The organism is Xanthobacter pollutisoli (genome assembly GCF_040044995.1).
In the GTDB taxonomy this organism is placed as follows: domain Bacteria; phylum Pseudomonadota; class Alphaproteobacteria; order Rhizobiales; family Xanthobacteraceae; genus Xanthobacter.
In genome coordinates this window covers 701,190-718,532 of sequence record NZ_JBDZDP010000002.1, presented here as the reverse complement: position 1 = coordinate 718,532, position 17,343 = coordinate 701,190, and the positions used below count along the sequence as shown (strand labels likewise).

The 17,343-nt window shown below is 67.8% G+C and carries 13 protein-coding genes and 1 pseudogene; 6 read left to right on the top strand and 8 right to left on the bottom strand.

The window, feature by feature from the left end:
- Positions 1-15: 15 nt before the first annotated feature.
- Both ABLE93_RS08725 and ABLE93_RS08720 read left to right on the top strand, forming a co-directional pair.
- A complete protein-coding gene (locus tag ABLE93_RS08725) occupies positions 16-270 on the top strand; it encodes a FitA-like ribbon-helix-helix domain-containing protein (protein ID WP_348839311.1) in 255 nt (84 codons plus the stop codon).
- Entirely contained in the window at positions 267-695 is a 429-nt protein-coding gene (locus ABLE93_RS08720; RefSeq protein ID WP_348839310.1) for a PIN domain-containing protein, read from the top strand. Before ABLE93_RS08725 ends, ABLE93_RS08720 begins: the two co-directional genes overlap by 4 nt.
- Positions 696-818: 123 nt before the next feature.
- Here the strand turns inward: ABLE93_RS08720 and ABLE93_RS08715 are convergent, their stop codons facing one another.
- The 7 genes and pseudogenes from ABLE93_RS08715 to ABLE93_RS08685 form a co-directional block, all read right to left on the bottom strand.
- Positions 819-1,358 (bottom strand): hypothetical protein, encoded by a 540-nt coding sequence (locus ABLE93_RS08715; protein WP_348839309.1) that lies wholly within the window; start codon positions 1,356-1,358, stop codon positions 819-821.
- Positions 1,359-1,525: 167 nt separating this feature from the next.
- Entirely contained in the window at positions 1,526-1,954 is a 429-nt protein-coding gene (locus ABLE93_RS08710) for a Rieske (2Fe-2S) protein (protein ID WP_348839308.1), read from the bottom strand.
- 289 nt (positions 1,955-2,243) lie between these two features.
- Positions 2,244-2,564: a hypothetical protein gene (locus ABLE93_RS08705; protein WP_348839306.1), complete on the bottom strand. Its 321-nt coding sequence runs from the start codon at positions 2,562-2,564 to the stop codon at positions 2,244-2,246.
- 151 nt (positions 2,565-2,715) lie between these two features.
- Positions 2,716-3,846, bottom strand: coding sequence for a peptide chain release factor 2 (prfB, locus tag ABLE93_RS08700; protein WP_348839305.1), 1,131 nt, complete (start codon positions 3,844-3,846; stop codon positions 2,716-2,718).
- 502 nt (positions 3,847-4,348) lie between these two features.
- Positions 4,349-4,996 (bottom strand): annotated as a pseudogene (locus tag ABLE93_RS26965) (PAS domain S-box protein); the annotation flags it as partial.
- 401 nt (positions 4,997-5,397) lie between these two features.
- On the bottom strand, positions 5,398-7,818 hold the full coding sequence (locus ABLE93_RS08690) for a penicillin-binding protein 1A (protein ID WP_348839302.1): 2,421 nt from the start codon (positions 7,816-7,818) through the stop codon (positions 5,398-5,400).
- A 318-nt stretch (positions 7,819-8,136) separates the two neighbouring features.
- Positions 8,137-11,364: an Rne/Rng family ribonuclease gene (locus tag ABLE93_RS08685; protein WP_348839301.1), complete on the bottom strand. Its 3,228-nt coding sequence runs from the start codon at positions 11,362-11,364 to the stop codon at positions 8,137-8,139.
- Positions 11,365-12,165: 801 nt separating this feature from the next.
- Between ABLE93_RS08685 and ABLE93_RS08680 the strand changes: the two genes are divergently transcribed.
- The 4 genes from ABLE93_RS08680 to ABLE93_RS08665 all read left to right on the top strand — a co-directional run bounded on the left by ABLE93_RS08680 (position 12,166) and on the right by ABLE93_RS08665 (position 16,866).
- Positions 12,166-13,377: an N-acetylmuramoyl-L-alanine amidase gene (locus tag ABLE93_RS08680; protein ID WP_348839300.1), complete on the top strand. Its 1,212-nt coding sequence runs from the start codon at positions 12,166-12,168 to the stop codon at positions 13,375-13,377.
- A gap of 189 nt (positions 13,378-13,566) precedes the next feature.
- On the top strand, positions 13,567-14,556 hold the full coding sequence (locus tag ABLE93_RS08675; protein ID WP_348839299.1) for a sialic acid TRAP transporter substrate-binding protein SiaP: 990 nt from the start codon (positions 13,567-13,569) through the stop codon (positions 14,554-14,556).
- 317 nt (positions 14,557-14,873) lie between these two features.
- On the top strand, positions 14,874-15,455 hold the full coding sequence (locus ABLE93_RS08670; protein WP_348839298.1) for a TRAP transporter small permease: 582 nt from the start codon (positions 14,874-14,876) through the stop codon (positions 15,453-15,455).
- A gap of 4 nt (positions 15,456-15,459) precedes the next feature.
- On the top strand, positions 15,460-16,866 hold the full coding sequence (locus ABLE93_RS08665; RefSeq protein WP_348839297.1) for a TRAP transporter large permease: 1,407 nt from the start codon (positions 15,460-15,462) through the stop codon (positions 16,864-16,866).
- Positions 16,867-16,909: 43 nt separating this feature from the next.
- On the opposite strand, the gene ABLE93_RS08660 is transcribed toward ABLE93_RS08665, so the two are convergent.
- The gene (locus tag ABLE93_RS08660; RefSeq protein ID WP_348839296.1) at positions 16,910-17,320 is read right to left on the bottom strand and encodes a DUF983 domain-containing protein; all 411 of its coding nucleotides are present in this window, start codon (positions 17,318-17,320) and stop codon (positions 16,910-16,912) included.
- Positions 17,321-17,343 lie beyond the last annotated feature (23 nt).

The window sequence follows — 17,343 nt, the reverse complement described above, 5'->3', positions numbered from 1 at the left end:
GCACGGGTCTAACCGATGGCAGCCGTTACAATTCGCAATCTCTCCGAGGAGGCCCATCGCGCTCTCAAGCAGCGCGCGGCTCGCCACAATCGCAGCACGGAGGCGGAAATCAGGGCCATTCTTGACGCTGCGGTGCGCCCAGAGAAGCGGTTGCGGATCGGCAGCACCTTGGCCGAGCGAAGCCGCAAGGCTGGTGTGTCCAACGCCGATGTGGAAGCGCTGGAGCAGGCGCGCGACAGCTGCGCCGCAGATCCCATCGCTTTCGAATGATCCTGCTCGACACCAACGTGGTCTCCGAGGCAATGAAGCCGGAGCCTCATCCCGGTGTCCGGGATTGGCTGGATGCCCAGGTCGCAGAGACGCTCTTTCTCTCCAGCGTGACGATCGCTGAACTGATGTTCGGCATCGGCGCGCTGGCCACCGGCGAGCGCCGCTCTGCACTCGCCAGAGCCCTAGATGGGGTGCTGGAGGTGTTCGGCGAGCGGATTCTGGCATTCGATCTGGAGGCCGCGCGCGCTTACGCGGCACTCGCTGATAAGGCGCGCGGGGCTGGGAAGGGCTTTCCGACGCCTGACGGCTACATCGCGGCCATCGCCGCAGCGCACGGCTTTGCCGTCGCCTCACGCGATACGAGTGCATTCATGGCCGCCGAATTGCCCGTGATCAACCCGTGGACCGCGGGCGGCACGTCTTAGCCGACAGGCGCGAGGCCTCACGCTCAACGCGCGGTGCGGTCAGGGGGATTGGCCTGATCCCCTGGGGCAGACGGAGGCGGGGCAGCCCTCCGTCGCTGGTCGTCTTGTCGGTCCGCGGCCTGATCAGGCGGCGTTCTTGATGGCGAGGCCGTCGTCGAACGACAGCTCCTTGTAGTTTGAAACCTCGTCATACTTCAGGCCCACGTCCGCCAGGGCGTCGAGCTTGGCGGCGGTGTCGTACTTCTTCAGCTTCACCTTATCCACGTAGAAGGTGTCGAGCAGCTCGTTGTAGACCGAGGTATCGTCGATGAAGATGGCGAAGATCTTCACGTCGCCGAAGCGGATGAGGAAGCGGTTGCCCTGCGGCAGGTCCGCAATATAGATGAAATACTTCCCGTCGGCGTCGAGCGCCGGGCCGAGGACGTCCACCACCTTCGGCAGATCGTCATAGGTGGTGATGGAGCCGGCGAGGAAGCCGATGGCGGGCTTGCCGGCCTCGGATACGGAAAACACCTCCTTCAGCACCGTCTCCGGGCCGTCGTAGGAGATCTCGCCGCGGAAGCCGTAGCGGCCGGCCACGTGGGTGTCGGCGTTGAGGGCGGGCTTGAGCAGCCGGCCTTCGGCGTCGAGCTTGGCGAAAGGCGTGTCGGCAACAGCAGTCATGAAAAAGATCCTTCGGGTGGAGGTCCTGTGGGCGGGCCCTGAAACGGCGCCACCCGCGTGCCGGACGGAGCCGGCGGCGCGTGCGACGCCTCGGTCTGCCGTGCCCTTGGCGGGCACGACCTCTGGTGGCGATCCGGCCCAGCCCGCATGCGGACCGGGGGATGGCCTCAATCTCCGGTGATCATCACCTCGGGGACCTCGTTGGGGTCCTCGATGTCCAGCCCGTCCTCCTCAGCGAGCGCGACATTGACGAGACACACGTCGCCGTCGTCGATCACGAGCTCGATGGGGGTGAGCGTCTTGCCCTGGCAGGGGCCGATGAAGCACTGGCCGGTGTCGAGGTCGAACTTCGCCCCGTGTCGGCCGCAGGTGAGGAAATTCCCTTCCTTGTCGAGAAATTCGCCGGAAAAGGTGTCGAGGCGAGAGCCCTCGTGCGGGCAGGCGTTCTCGAAGCCGTGGAAGGTGTTGCCCTTGCGGGTGATGAGGATGGGCCAGGGCTTGCGGTTGCCCTCGTCGTCCAGGCGGGCGAGCACGAAGCCACGCGCATCGCCATCGTCCACCTCGTACGTGGCGCATATGGCGAACAGCTCGTTCATGCGATCAGCCTCTCCCGGACAGGCGATCGCCCCCAAAGGAGCGCAAGGCTTCGAAGCAGAAGGCTTCGCCCCCGCGTGGACGCGGTGCTGTCACCATTCCATAAGCAAGTCCCGCGCCAGCGCGGATTGTCGGGTATCTCCCGCTCCGCGCGGGGCGGCTTGAGCGGCGGCGAACCCGCGCCGGGTCACGCGTCCGGGGTCGGCGCTCGCCCGGGCCGAAGCCGGCGGGGGCTGCGGGGCGCGCGGGGTGTGTCGGGACCCCGACAGGGTTGAGGCCGTGGACGGGAGGCTAGAACGCCGCCATCGGCGCGAAGATGCAGAGCGTGCGGCCCTCGCGCTTGCCGCCCACCGAGCAGCGGTGGAACTTGCCGTCCGGGCTGTCCGGCACCGCGGTGCGGGGGAAATACTCGCCCGTCGCCTTGATGAAATAGCCCTCGCCCGCGAACTCTACGTCCTCCTGCGTGATCTCGTAGCAATCCTGTCCCGAGCAGCAGTAGGCGGGATACCATTCGTGCGCCCAGCTGGCGCGCTCGAACGGCCAGAGACAGAGCGAGCCTGAGAGGGCGAAAGGCAGGGCGGCGCGGGCAAGCCCTCGTGTCACGTGCATCATACGCAGCGACTCCGATCAGCCCGGGCCGGGATCGGCCGGCTCGGGACGTTCCGGGTCGTTCAGGATGACGCAAGCCGCAGCCGGCTCAAAGGAAATTTCGCACCTGCGAGATTGACCCTAGGGCAGAGCGGTAGGGGCGTCCCGGCGTGGTTCAGTCCACGTCGTCCACTTGCTCCGGGCCACCGCCATAGGCGCGCTGGGCGAGGGCCGCCTGCATGAAGGGGTCAAGATCCCCGTCCAGCACCTCCTGCGGCGTGCCGGAGGTGACGCCCGTGCGCAGGTCCTTCACCAGCTGATAGGGCTGGAGAACGTAGGAGCGGATCTGGTGGCCCCAGCCGATGTCGGTCTTGGCCGCCTGCTCGGCCATGGCCTCGGCCTCGCGCTTCTTCAGCTCGAGGTCGTAGAGCTTGGCGCGCAGCATGTTCCAGGCTGTCGCGCGGTTCTTGTGCTGGGAGCGGTCGCCCTCGCTCACCACCGCGATGCCGGTGGGAATGTGGGTGAGGCGCACCGCCGATTCCGTCTTGTTCACGTGCTGGCCGCCGGCGCCGCCGGAGCGCATGGTGTCCACGCGCACGTCGGCTTCCTTGATGTCCACCACGATGCGGTCGTCCACCACCGGATAGACGTCCACCGAGGCGAACGAGGTCTGGCGGCGGGCGTTGGAATCGAAGGGCGAGATGCGCACCAGCCGGTGCACCCCGGCCTCCGTCTTCAGCCAGCCATAGGCATTGTGGCCCTTCACCTGGATGGTGGCGGACTTCAGGCCGGCCTGCTCGCCCTGGCTCTCGTCCATCAGCTCCACCTTGAAGCCGTGGCGCTCGCACCAGCGGCGGTACATGCGCAGCAGCATCTCAGCCCAGTCCTGGCTGTCGGTACCACCGGCGCCGGCATGGACTTCCAGATAGGAGTCGTTGGAATCGGCTTCGCCGGATAGCAGCGCCTCCAGTTCGCGCCGGGCCAGCTCGCTCTTGAGGCCGTCCAGCGCCGATGCGGCCTCGCCGATGACGCCCTCGTCGCCCTCGGCCTCGCCCAGCTCGATCAGCTCGACATTGTCGGCAAGGTCGCGCTCCACCCTGTCGATGGCGCCGAGGCCATCCTCCAGGCCGGTGCGCTCCTGCATCAGCTTCTGGGCCCGCTCGGGATCGTCCCACAGCTTGGGGTCTTCGACGATGGCGTTGAGTTCGGCCAGGCGGCGGCGCGAGCGGTCCACGTCGAGGTGGGACCGCAACAGGTCCAGGGAGGCCTTGATCTCGTCGACCTTCGCGGCGAGTTCCGCGCGCATGATTTGTCTGTCTCCGGCTGAGGGCCGCGGAAAATAGCGGCGGGGCGCGCAGGTGTAAACGGAAGGCGGGTGGAAAGCAGGGGCAGCGGCGTTCAGACCAGCAGCCCGTCACGCCCTCGGGCAGGGGCAGATGGTGATAGTCCTCCCACAAGGGGCTCGTGGCGATGTCGGCCACCATGACGGGGGCGCCCCGGAAAGCCGCCGTGCCGCAGCTGCCGACCTTGGGGCCGATGCGGATCCCCTCCAAAGCATCGGAATAGATCTGTGGAATGTCGGGGGAGGCGAGCACGGTCAGGCGGTCGTCGGCGGTCACGCCAAGGATGGAGCACAGTGAATCCGGCACCAGCTCCTGCACCCGGCGGCACAGCAATTCCAGGATTTCGGAGGCAGGCGCATCGGCGGCAAGGGCGGACAGCACCTCGCGCTGCAGGTCCTCCACCAAGCGGGTATGGGTGATGTCGGCGAACACCGCCACGACCTGCTCGATCTCGCCCGTATCGCGGTCGGCGACCGGCGTGACGGTGGCCGACAGCCAGATGTCCAGCCCGGACTTGCCCCGCAGCAGCACATCTTCCGACAGGGCGGCGCGCTGGCGGAGAGCGTCCGCCACCCGGTCGGCGAAGGCGCTGGTGCTGGAGCGCTGGGCCAGTAGGTCGGTCAACAGCTGGTCTTCGGTCACGCTTTCGGGGCCGCCGAAGATCTCGCGGAAGGCGCTGTTGACGTAGACAATTTTGAGCGCGGAATCGGTGACCACCACCGCACGGTCGGTTTTGTCAGCAATCAGCGAGAGGACGCCCAGCTCCTTGAGCTGGAGCAGGGGGTCCGGAAGGGGCCGCACGAACGCCACGTAGCAGATCTCCTTCTTGTGCTCGGCCCGGGTGACCGAGACATGCCCCACCACGTGCGAGCCGTCGCGGCGGCGGATGGAGAGGCTCTGCGCGGCATCGGAACGCGCTTCGGGGCCCGCAGAGGAGGCGGGCAGCACGGAATCAGGCAGGAGGTTCTTGACGTCCCGTCCGACGATCTCGTCCTGCCGCAGGCCCCACAGATGCTCGGCAGCAGAATTGATGGACGTGATGAGGTGGTCCGCGTCGAAGAAGATGACGGCATCAAGCGACCGGCCGTGGCCGGTTACCGGACGATCCGCCATCTCGTTGACCATGGCTGCGGCTCCCAGCCTCCGGCGGCGCACTGCGATTTGAGTAGAGCGAAGGCCTCGCGAAGCCTTCGGTGAATATCTGTCGTGATGCCATACCAGCTTAACGATCCGGAACGGCTTGTACAGAAACGGTATAACAATGAGGTTAACTCGCAAAATTGAACGCGCGCCGCGCTCAGGTCCGTAGCGCAGCGTTCTGCAGGTCTAACCAATTCCTCTGTAATTGATTGTTATATCGAGAAAACGTCCGATATAACATATCTCTGGTTGAAATCGACGATACTTCGCGTGGGCCGTTCTGCCGCAAGGCTTATCTGACGCTTGCCATCACGCGGGGCAGTTCGGGCAGAGCGCGCGTTCGCGCGGGGCGGGCTCCGACCCCGCGGCCGGGCTCAGTAGAGCCCGCCGCCGCTGCGCGTCGTGGGGTAGACAGGCTCGGGCTGCGCACCCTCGCCGCTGGAATAGCCGACCACGGAATAGCTGTCGGGCGGCGCGGTGCCCGGCTTGAAGCCCTCGAGGATGGCGTTGCCGTCGCCCGCGCTGGTGCGCTGGCCGCTCTTCCGGTCGATGCGCACCAGCTTGATGCCCGCCGGGACGCGGAAGGGCAGGGCGGGGCGGTCGGCGAGAGCGACCTTCATGAAGTCGCGCACGATGGGCGCAGATATGAGGCCGCCGGTGGAGCCCTTGCCCATGGGGCGAGGCTTGTCGTAACCGAGGTATACACCCACCACCACTTCGGGGGTGAAGCCGATGAACCAGGCGTCCTTCTCGTCGTTGGTGGTGCCGGTCTTGCCGGCGATGGGCTTGCCCACCTCCTTCAGCGCCGTACCGGTGCCGCGCTGGACGACACCCTCCATCATGGACGTGATCTGGTAGGCGGTCATGGGGTCGAGCACCACCGGCCGACGGTCGATCAGGGTGGGCTCGGGCTGGTTGTCCCACCTCTCCGCATCGCAGCCGCGGCATTCGCGCTCGTCGTGGCGGAAGATGGTGTGGCCGTAGCGGTCCTGAATGCGGTCGATGAGCGAAGGGGTCACCTTGCGCCCGCCGTTGGCGATCATGGCGTAGGCGCCGGTCATGCGCATGAGCGTGGTCTCGCCCGAGCCGAGCGCCATGGCGAGGTAGGGCGGCATGTCGTCATAGATGCCGAAGCGCTTGGCGTATTCGGCGATGATCGGCATGCCCACGTCGTTGGCGAGGCGCACGGTCATCACGTTGCGCGACTGTTCCAGGCCGAAGCGCAGGGTCTGCGGGCCATAGAACTTGCCGGAGTAGTTTTCCGGCCGCCATGTGGCCTGCCCCTGCTGCTCCAGCTCAAAGGGCGCGTCGAGGACGATGGTGGAGGGGGTGTAGCCGTTGTCCAGCGCCGCCGAATAGACGATGGGCTTGAACGAAGAGCCCGGCTGCCGCATGGCCTGGGTGGCGCGGTTGAACTGGCTTTCGTCGTAGGAGAAGCCGCCCGAGAGGGCGAGCACCCGGCCGGTGGTGGGCTCCATCACCACCATGGCGCCCTCGACGCCCGGCAGCTGGCGCAGCCGCCACTGGCCGGTGCGGTCGGCCAGCGGCTCCACGTAGATGACGTCGCCGGGCTTCAGCACCTGGTTTATGGGCTTGCGCGTCCATTTCGCGCCGTCCACCGGGATGAGCCCCACCTCGCGGTCGGTGGAGCGCTGGCCGGACTTGGTGCGCGGCGGCTGGAGGCCGATACGGGCATTGTCCTTGCTCACGTCCAGCACGATGGCGAGGCGCCAGGGAATGTCGTTGAATTCCTTGATCTCGCCGAGCTTCACGCCCCAATCGACGCCGGGGACGAGGTCGATGTGGTTGACGGGCTTGCGCCAGCCGCGCTCCTCGTCATAGCGCACGAGCCCGTCGGTCAGGGTCTTCTTGGCCAGCACCTGGAGCTTGGGGTCGAGGGGCGTGCGCACCGACAGACCGCCGGCATAGAGCTTCTTCTCGCCGTAGCGCTCGTAGATCTGGCGTCGTACCTCTTCGGCATAATATTCCGCCGCGAAGATTTGCGCGCCGGTGGGCCGCGGGGTCACGTCGAGGCCGGACTTCTTGGCCGCCTCGCCCTCCTGCGGGGTGACGAAGGCGTTCTCCACCATGCGGTCGATCACCCAGTTGCGGCGATCGACGGCGCGGGCGCGGTCGCGGAAGGGGTTGTAGGAGGATGGGGCCTTGGGCAGGGCGGCGAGATAGGCCACCTCCTGCACGTTGAGCTCGTCCACCGATTTGTCGAAATAGACCAGCGCGGCCGCGGCGATGCCGTAGGCACCCATGCCGAGATAGATCTCGTTCAGATACAGTTCGAGGATGCGGTCCTTTGAATAGGTGCGCTCGATGCGCAGCGCCAGGAGCGCTTCCTTGATCTTGCGATCGATGGAGACCTCGTTGGTGAGAAGGAAGTTCTTCGCCACCTGCTGGGTGATGGTGGAGGCGCCCTGGGGCCGGACGTTCTTGCCGTAGTTCTGGAGATAGAAGGCCGCGGCGCGGAAGATGCCGGTCGGGTCGACGCCGCCGTGCTCGTAGAAATTCTTGTCCTCGGCGGCGAGGAAGGCCTCGATCACCAGCTTGGGCACCGACTGGATGGGAATGTAGAGGCGCCGCTCCTTGGCGTACTCGGCCACCAGCGCGCCGTCCGCGGCATGCACGCGGGTCATCACCGGCGGCTCGTAGTTCTGCAGCTGGGAATAGTCGGGCAGGTCCTGGGAGTATTTCCAGACGAAATACGTCGCGCCCGCAGCGCCGGCGAGCAGCACCACCGTGGTGAGCGCGAACAGGAACCCCAAGAACCTCAAAATCACCCGCATCTCGCCGGTTCCTCCCGCCGCACCCGAGGGACGCCCTACGCCATAGCGCGACTTCGCGCCGATGCGAAGCGCCCACTTTGCGTATCGTCATGCCCTAGCGCAATCCGCCCGCGGCGCACGTCCCCCCGACGATCCGATCCGCCCGGATTCGCGCGCGAAACCCTAATGCGGGGCAAACGTGGCCTCTTCGCGACGGAGCGGTGCGCGCCGCGCCCCCTCGCACGTCGATAGGGCGCACCCCCTCAAAACAAAGGGGCCCTCCTGTAGAAGGGCCCCTTTGCCGATTGTCATTCACCGGGACTGGAGCCCCGCGGAGCCTCAGCCGCCGAACAGCTTGCGCTGCCACCAGCCCGAGCGGGGCTTGCTCTCCGGCACCGACTCCTCGGCCGGGCGGGGAGGCGCGGCCTCTGGCGCTGGCGCGGCGGGCGTTTCGACCGGCGCGGCCTCGGCGGTGGGCTCTGGAGCCTCGGCAACCGGGGCTTCAGCGGCGGGCGCATCCGCCGGCGCGGCTTCAGCCGGGGTGGACGCGGCTTCCGCGGCCGCCGGAACGGGGGCCGCGAGAGCGCCATCGGACGACAGGATCACCGGCGCCTTTTCGCGCACGGTGGACCGGCGGCGCCGCCGCGCGGCTTCCGGGGCGTCCTCTTCGGCGGGGGCGGCCGGGGGCGGTGCAGCCGCAACAGGAGCGGGAGCGGGTGCCGGCTCGATCGCCTCGGCGGGGGCCTCCATCACCGGGGCGGGAGCGGTCTCGTCGCCTTCGGCGGCGGGGCGGTCCTCCTCGGCGTCGTCGTCACGCTCGGCATCGGACTCGGCCAGCGGGGCCTCGCCTTCGCCCTCGCGCTCGCGGCGATTGCGGCGGCCACCCCGGCGGCCGCGACGGCGGCGGCGGCGCTCGGCATTCTCCTCGTCGGTGCGTTCGGCATCGGCGGCGCGCTCCTCGTCGGAGCGCTCGTCCTCCTCGCCATCGCTGTCCTCGCCCTCCGCGGCGGTCTCGGCTTCGTCCTCGTCCTCGCCCTCGGGCGCGGCCTCGCGGCCCTTCTCGCGCTCGCCCCGCCGGCGGCGGCGGCGGCGGCGACGGCGACCGCCGTCATCGGCGCGCTCGCCGCTGGCCTCGGAAGCTTCCGCCTCGGCATCGGCCTCGGTCTCCTCGGCGCTCTCCTCCTCTTCCTCCTCGATGAAGTCCTCATCAGGCAGGATGGAATCGGGCTGCACCACGGCGCTGGGGCGGGGTGCGGCGGGCGGCGGGGCCGCCAGCTCGCCCTTCTCGATGATGAAGGGCTGGTGGCCGGTCACGGTCTCGTCGGCGGAAATGGCCAGGGTGACGGTGAAGCGCTCTTCCAGCTCGCGCAGGTGGGCGCGCTTCTGGTTGAGCACATAGAGCGCCACCTCGGTGCGGGTGCGGGCGATGAGATTGTGGGTCGCGGCGCGCAGCAACTGCTCTTCCAGCGCGCGCAGCAGCTGGAGCGAGACCGAGGCGGCGGAGCGCACATGGCCGGTGCCGCCGCAGTGCGGGCACACCTCGATGGAGCTTTCCAGCACGCCGGTGCGGATGCGCTGGCGCGACATCTCCAGCAGGCCGAAATGGGAGATGCGGCCGATCTGGATGCGCGCGCGGTCGTTCTTCAGGCAATCCTTGAGCTTGCGCTCCACCGACCGGTTGTTGCGCTTCTCCTCCATGTCGATGAAATCGATCACGATGAGGCCGGCGAGATCGCGCAGGCGCAGCTGGCGGGCGATCTCCTCGGAGGCTTCCAGATTGGTCTTGAGCGCCGTGTCCTCGATATGGTGCTCGCGCGTGGCGCGGCCCGAGTTCACGTCGATGGAGACCAGAGCCTCCGTCGGATTGATGACGATGTAGCCGCCGCTCTTCAGCTGCACCACGGGGGAGAACATGGCGTCGAGCTGCTGCTCCACGCCGTAGCGGGCGAAGATGGGCTGCGGCTCGCGATAGGGCAGCACCGACTTGGCATGGCTCGGCATGAGCATGCGCATGAAGTCGCGGGCCTCGCGAAAGCCTTCTTCGCCGGCGACGTGAACTTCGTCGATGTCCTTGTTGTAAAGGTCGCGGATGGCCCGCTTGATCAGCGAGCCCTCCTCATAGACGAGGCTCGGCGCCGCGGAGGAAAGCGTCAGTTCGCGCACCGTCTCCCACAGCCGCAGGAGATATTCGAAGTCGCGCTTGATCTCGGTTTTGGTGCGGTTGGCGCCGGCGGTGCGCAGGATGATGCCCATCCCTTCCGGCACCTCCAGGTCCTGCACCACGTCCTTCAGGCGCTTCCTGTCCACCGCATTGGTGATCTTGCGGGAGATGCCGCCGCCACGGGCGGTGTTGGGCATGAGGACGGAGTAGCGGCCGGCGAGGGACAGGTAGGTGGTGAGGGCAGCCCCCTTGTTGCCGCGCTCTTCCTTGACCACCTGCACCAGCATCACCTGGCGGCGGCGGATGACCTCCTGGATCTTGTAGGAGCGGGCGCGGCGCTGCGGCGCGCGCTCGGGCACCTCTTCCATGGCGTCCTCGTCGGCGCCGAGGTGCTCGATTTCCTCTTCCTCGTCGATTTGGTCGACATCGCTGTCATCGTCCTCGTCTTCGTCCTCATCGTCGGCGGGACGGCGGGACTTGCTGCGGGACTTCTCGCGCCGTGCGGGGGCGGCTTCGTCCTGCTCGCTCTCTTCCGGCTCGCTCTCGTCGTGCTCGGCCTCGTCGTGCTCGGCCTCGTCGTGGTCGTCGTCCTGCTCGTCGGCGTCGTCATCGTCGGTGGACGGCGTGTCGTCGCTCTCCAGGATCGGGGCGGGCTGGCTTTCGCCGTCCTCGGCCTCGTGGCGGCGCAGGGACTCCGTCTGGTCGGGCGCCTGGTCCTGCGGGGCGGGGAGAGAGGTACCGAGCGGCGCGTCGGCGACGGCCTCGGCCAGCTGGGCAGCCGCCTCGACCGCCTCGGCGGGGGCAACGAGGGCGCTCATGGGCTCGGCCGGCACAGGGGGCGCCGGTTCCGCGGCGGTATCGCCGTCGGCGACGTCGGTCGCGGGCTCGGAGGCCGCGCCCGCGTCAAGTGGGGCCACCTCGACGCCGTTGGCGTTTTCCGTCGGGGCCTCGGAAAGGGTCTCGGTGGCGGCGGCCTCGTCCGCTGCCCCGGTATCGGCTTCCCCGGCGGACGGCGGGGCGACGGGCGCGCTCACGCTCTGGTCGGGCTGGGACCTGCGGGCCCGGCCGCGCTCGCGACGGCGCTCCTTCAGCTCGGCCTCGTCGTCGGCGAGACGGGCGGCGCGCTCCTCCTCCTCGATCAGGGCGAGGCGGTCGGCGACCGGGATCTGGTAATAGTCGGGATGGATCTCGCTGAAGGCGAGAAAGCCGTGGCGGTTGCCGCCATACTCGATGAACGCGGCCTGGAGCGACGGCTCGACGCGCGTCACCTTGGCCAGATAAATATTGCCCCGCAGCTGCTTGCGGGTCGCGGACTCATAGTCGAACTCTTCGACCCGGTTCCCGCGCACGACCACGACCCGGGTCTCCTCCGGGTGGGTCGCATCGATGAGCATCTTGTTGGCCATGGAATTCTCTCTTCACGGCGCCGGGGGCAAAGCTCCGCGACGGCGGCCGCTCAACGCCCGTGGGCGCTGCCGCGACACCGTTCGGGCGCCGGATGTGATGACGTGAGGACTGAAGCGAGGACCGGGTACGCCCAAGCGTGACGTTCACACGCTCGGGGGCGGGGCACACGGGAGCGCGCGCAACGCGCCTGTCGTGCGGAGAAAAATCCATGCCCTCGGTTACCCGCTCCTCGATGAAGGGTTCAGGCCGGGGATGAGGCGGGCGCCCCGATCCGGCCACGGTACACAATCGCCCGATTCCCCAGATCGTCCCTCGCGGACCTTCGGCAGGGAAGCCGTGAGGCATGCCGCCTGCGCCGACCCGGCGCTTGCCGCGGGGCTCCTCGTCCGATGTGGTCGAGCCGCCAGCGGCGTAGGGCAATGCCTCTTTTCCGGGCTTTCGGCGCGCTGGGCGCCCGCCCGGATCGTAGCCACACCCTCTGCGGCAGCCGCGGCAGCCGGGGGCCAAGAGCCTGTTCCGGGACGCGAACTGTGTACGGCCTCTTTCTTACCCGCCCGACTTCGTCCTTGGCAAGGTTTATGCGTCCCCTCCACGCGTCCTCCGGCCGCCGACCCAACGTCAACGCGCCCTTTACGGCCGTGGCCTTAAGCCTGCCCTATGGGGGTTCATGATGGGTCGGTGGGCCACCTCCAGCTGGCGGGAGAGGTGCGGATTTGATGCGGCGACGGCATGACATTCCCGGCGCGAGCGCGCTTCGACTGCGGCGTGCAAGCCTTGTCAGTGCTGCCGCTTCGTTGGTCATGTTCACTTTTTTTGCAGTCGCTTCCACGCCCGCCGCCTGCGCGGACGAGCCCCGCCCGCCGGCCGTGGCACGGGAAGCGCGGCTCGCGGGGGACGCCCAGCGCACCCGCCTCATCCTCGACCTCGACCGTGCGACGGAATTCCGCGCCTTCACCCTCGCCAATCCGCCGCGGGTCATTCTCGACCTGTCGGACGTGACCTTCGCGCTGAAGCCCGACGCCGCGCAGCTCAAGCGTGGCCTTGTCGCGGCCTACCGATTCGGCGTCTTCGCCCCCGGGAAGGCGCGCATGGTGCTGGAGGTCACGGGCCCCGTCGCCATCGACAAGGCCTTCGTTCTGGAAGCGCTGGACGACCAGCCCGCCCGCCTGGTGGTGGATCTTGTGAAGACCGATCCCGAGGCCTTCGCCCGCTCCATTGCATCCGCAGCGGAGCAGCGCACCGGCCTGCCCGCCACCCCGGTGACGCCGGCGCCGGCCGGAGATGGACGGCCGGTGGTGGTGATCGACCCCGGCCACGGCGGCATCGATTCGGGCACGTCCGGCTATTCGGCCTTCGTGGAGAAGACGCTGGTGCTGGAGACGGCGCTGGCGTTGCGCGACCGCCTGGAGAAGAGCGGCAATTACCGCGTGGTGCTCACCCGCAGCACCGACACCTTCGTGCCATTGGGCGAGCGCGTGCGCATCGCCCGCGCCAACCGGGCCGACCTGTTCCTGTCGCTCCATGCGGACGCCCTTGCCCGCGGCGACGGGCAGGCGCGCGGCGCCAGCGTCTACACCCTCTCCGAGACCGCCAGCGACGCGGATGCGGCCCATCTCGCGGAAAAGGAGAACAAGGCGGACCTCATCGCCGGTGTCGACCTCACCGACGAGACCGATGAGGTGGCCGGTATTCTGGTGGATCTCGCCCAGCGCGAGACCCGCAATTTCTCCGCTTGGTTCGCCCGCACGCTGGTGGGCTCCATGAAAAGCGCCACCCGCATGCACCGCTCGCCGCTCAAATCCGCCGGCTTCCGCGTGCTGCGCGCCCACGACGTGCCCTCGGTGCTGGTGGAACTGGGCTACATGTCGAGCCCCGACGATCTGAAGCAATTGGCCTCCGAGGCCGGCCGTGACCGCATGGCCGAGGCCATCGCCGCCGGGGTGACCGACTTCTTCGCCCGCAAGAGCGCCGGTGGCCATCTCGTGGAAGAGAAGGGCGGCGCCGGGCGCTAGCCGAGGGCCGGATCACGACTCCTGTCGACATCGGCCCTTGCCCCGCGCGGCGGTCCGAGTACCATGGCGCCAGCGCAAGAGGACGGCGCTGGGCAAAGAATCGAAACGATTTAGCCCGGCGCCGCGCATTCGGCGCCGCAGCCAGAGGACAGCGGACGGAAGACGCCGCGACTTTTGTGGGAGGAAATGATGATCGACCGTCGCCGTGGCCTTGCGGCCGCGCTCGCCCTTGCGGCTGCCGTCGCCCTCGGCGGGCCGGCCAGCGCCCAGACCAAGCTGAAGTGGGCGCACGTCTACGAGCCTGCCGAGCCGTTCCACACCGCATCCGTCTGGGCGGCGGGCGAGATCGCCAAGCGCACCAACGGCCGCTACCAGATCGACGTCTATCCCTCGTCGCAGCTCGGCAAGGAGAGCGACATCAACCAGGGTCTGGCCCTGGGCACCGTGGACATGATCATCTCCGGCTCGAGCTTTGCCGGTAAGGCCTATCCGCCCATCGGCGTGACCTACTATCCCTATACCTTCCGCGATGCGGACCACCTCCTCGCCTACGCCAAGAGCGACGTCTTCAAGGAGCTCGCCAAGGGCTACGAGGAGAAGACCGGCAACCAGATCCTCTCCGTGACCTATTACGGCGTGCGGCAGGCCACCTCGAACAAGCCGTTCAAGACCTGCGCCGAGATGAAGGGCCTCAAGATCCGCGTCCCCGACGCGCCGGCCTATCTCGCCATGCCCAAGGCCTGCGGCGCCAACATCACCCCCATTGCCTTCGCCGAGGTCTATCTCGCGCTGCAGAACGGCACGGTGGACGCGCAGGAGAACCCGCTCACCACCATCGAGGCGAAAAAGTTCTACGAGGTGCAGAAGAACATCATCCTCACCGGCCACATCGTGGACCACCTCAACACGGTGGTCTCCGGCGCCCTGTGGAAGAAGCTGTCGCCCGAGGACCGCAAGATTTTCACCGAAGTGGCCCAGGAGGCGGCGGCGAAGGCCACGGCGGAGGTCGCCAAGCGCGAGAAGGAACTGCTCGACGTGTTCAAGCAGAAGGGCCTGACCATCACCGAGGTGGACACGGCCGAGTTCCGCGACACCGTGATGAAGAATATCACCTTCGAGAGCTTCGGCTATCGCAAGGCGGACTGGGATCGCATCCAGGCCATCAAGAGCAACATGTGAGCAGAGGGGAGCTCAGCCGCACTCGGCGCACCGCGCCGGCCGGCTGAGCTACGCACCACTCGTGCGCCGTCGCCTCGACCGTCGGCGCCCTCCGGCCTGAACCCCGTCGCCCTCCGGCTTGACCGGAGGGCCCACAGATCTCCCTCGACCCAAGTCGGTCTCTGGCTGTTCCAGACCCCCGTCACGCTGCGGTCAAGCCGGAGCATATGGACGGATGGGCGACAGGCCGGACGTCCCTGGAGCCCTGCCCCCTCACCTGCAAGGGGGCAGGGGAGCCGTGCCCCATCGTTTCCGTTCCTTCCCACCCGGACCCCTTCATGGCCCAAGAAGTCCACACCCGCGTCACCGGCGAGGAACTCGCCCATACCTTCGAGCAGCAGGAGGAGGTGGACCTCTCCACCTATGCCATCGAGGACTGGATCACCCTCCTCATCTTCTGGGGCATGGCGGGGCTGGTGTTCACCCAGTTCTTCACCCGCTACGTGCTGAACGACAGCTTCAGCTGGACCGAAGAACTGGCCACCTATTGCCTGGTGGCGGTGGTGTTCATCGGCGCCGCCATGTGCGTGCGGCTGTCGCGCCACATCCAGGTGGATCTGCTCTACCGCTTCCTGCCGGCTCCGGCGGGGCGGGTGCTGGCGCTGATGGTGGATGCGGTGCGCACCGGCTTCATCGCCTATGGGGTGTGGCTGATGGTGCGCTACATCGCCATCGTCGGCGATGAGCCCATGGTGATGGTCCAGGCGCCCAAGAGCGTCGTCTATTACGCCGTGCTCTTCGGCTTCGTGATGATGCTGGTCCGCTCGGTGCAGGTGACCGTCGCCAACATCCGCCGCGGCTACGGAGTGCTGGAGCGCCCGGAAGCCTTCGAGCCCCTCTTCGAGCACAAGGGGGACTGACGCCATGTGGCTTCTGATCGGCGCCTTCCTCTTCCTCATGGTGTGCGGGGTCCCGGTGGCCATCGCCATGGCCGGCTCCTCGCTGCTCTACATCGTCATCACCGGATCTGTGCCGGACGTGGTGATCGCCCAGCGCATGATCGCGGGGGTGGAAAGCTTCCCGCTGCTCGCGGTGCCCTTCTTCATCCTCGCCGGCAATCTCATGAACATCGCCGGCGTCACCGGGCGCATCTATGCCTTCGCCGTGGCGCTGGTGGGCTGGATGCGCGGGGGCCTCGGGCAGGTGAACATCATCGGCTCGGTGATCTTCTCCGGCATGTCCGGCACCGCCATCGCCGACGCCGCCGGGCTCGGGACCATCGAGATCAAAGCCATGAAAGACCATGGCTATTCCACCGAGTTCGCGGTCGGCGTGACCGCCGCCTCGGCGACGCTCGGCCCCATCATCCCGCCCAGCCTGCCCTTCGTGATCTACGGCATGCTGGCGAATGTCTCCATCGGCGCCCTGTTCCTCGGCGGGGTCATCCCCGGCGTGGTGATGACGCTGCTGATGATGGCAACCGTCGCCTACTTCGCCCGGCGCAACGGCTGGGGCGCGGATGCCGTCTTCGACTGGCGCAAGCTGGCGTCCGCCGGGGTCGAGGTCGTCATCGTGCTGGCCTTTCCCGTGGCGGTCTACGCCATGATCGCCCTCGGCCTCTCCACCAACCAGGCGGTGATGATCGCACTGGCCGTGCTCATCGCTCTCGACTGGTATTTCGACTTCTCCGCCGTGATGGCGCTGATGACGCCGGTGATCCTCATCGGCGGCATGACGCTCGGCTGGTTCACCCCGACGGAGGCGGCGGTGGCGGCGGTGATCTGGTCGCTGTTCCTCGGCCTTGTGCGCTACCGCTCCATGACGCTCAGGACGCTGGCCAAGGCCACCTTCGACACCATCGAGACGACGGCCTCGGTGCTGTTCATCGTCACCGCGGCGTCCATCTTCGCCTGGCTGCTCACCGCCAGTCAGGCGGCGCAGATGCTGTCGGACGCCATCCTCGGCTTCACCCAGAACAAATGGGTGTTCCTGGCGCTGGCCAACCTGCTGATCCTGTTCGTCGGCTGCTTCATCGATACCATCGCGGCCATCACCATCCTGGTGCCGATCCTGCTGCCCATCGTGCTCAAGCTCGGCATCGACCCGATCCATTTCGGACTGGTGATGACGCTGAACCTGATGATCGGCCTGCTGCACCCGCCGCTGGGCATGGTGCTGTTCGTGCTGGCGCGGGTGGCGCGGCTGTCGGTGGAGCGCACCACCATGGCCATCCTGCCGTGGCTGGTGCCGCTCCTTCTGGCGCTCATCGCCATCACGTACATTCCCGCGCTCACCCTGTGGCTGCCCCACGCACTGGGGCTCGGCCGCTAGGCGGTCGCCACGGCCGGCGGCACCTGAATTGGACGGGTCGGGCTCAGCCCGGCCCGTTTTCGTTGGGAGCGGCCGGCGTGGCGATGACGCGGCGGCCCTCCTCGGCCCGGTAATAATACTGGCTCGCCACCAGCCAGCCCTTCAGCGGGCGCAGGGGCGGGATGCAGGTGAGCAGGAGGATGGGCAAGGTGGTAACGAGGTGCACCCAATAGGGGGCCTGATAGGCCGTCTCCAGCCAAAGTCCGAACACCACCGCCGGCACGCAGGCGAAGCACATGACGAAGAAGGCCGGGCCATCCGCCGGGTCGGCGAAGGAATAGTCGAGCCCGCACACCTCGCAGGCCGGCGCGAGGGTCAGGAAGCCGTTGAAGAGGTGCCCCTCGCCGCAGCGCGGGCAGCGCCCGCGGATGCCGGTCGAAAGCGGGGAGAGGCGGGGCCAGCGGTGTTCGTCCATTTCAACTCCTCGCCGGAAGGGTG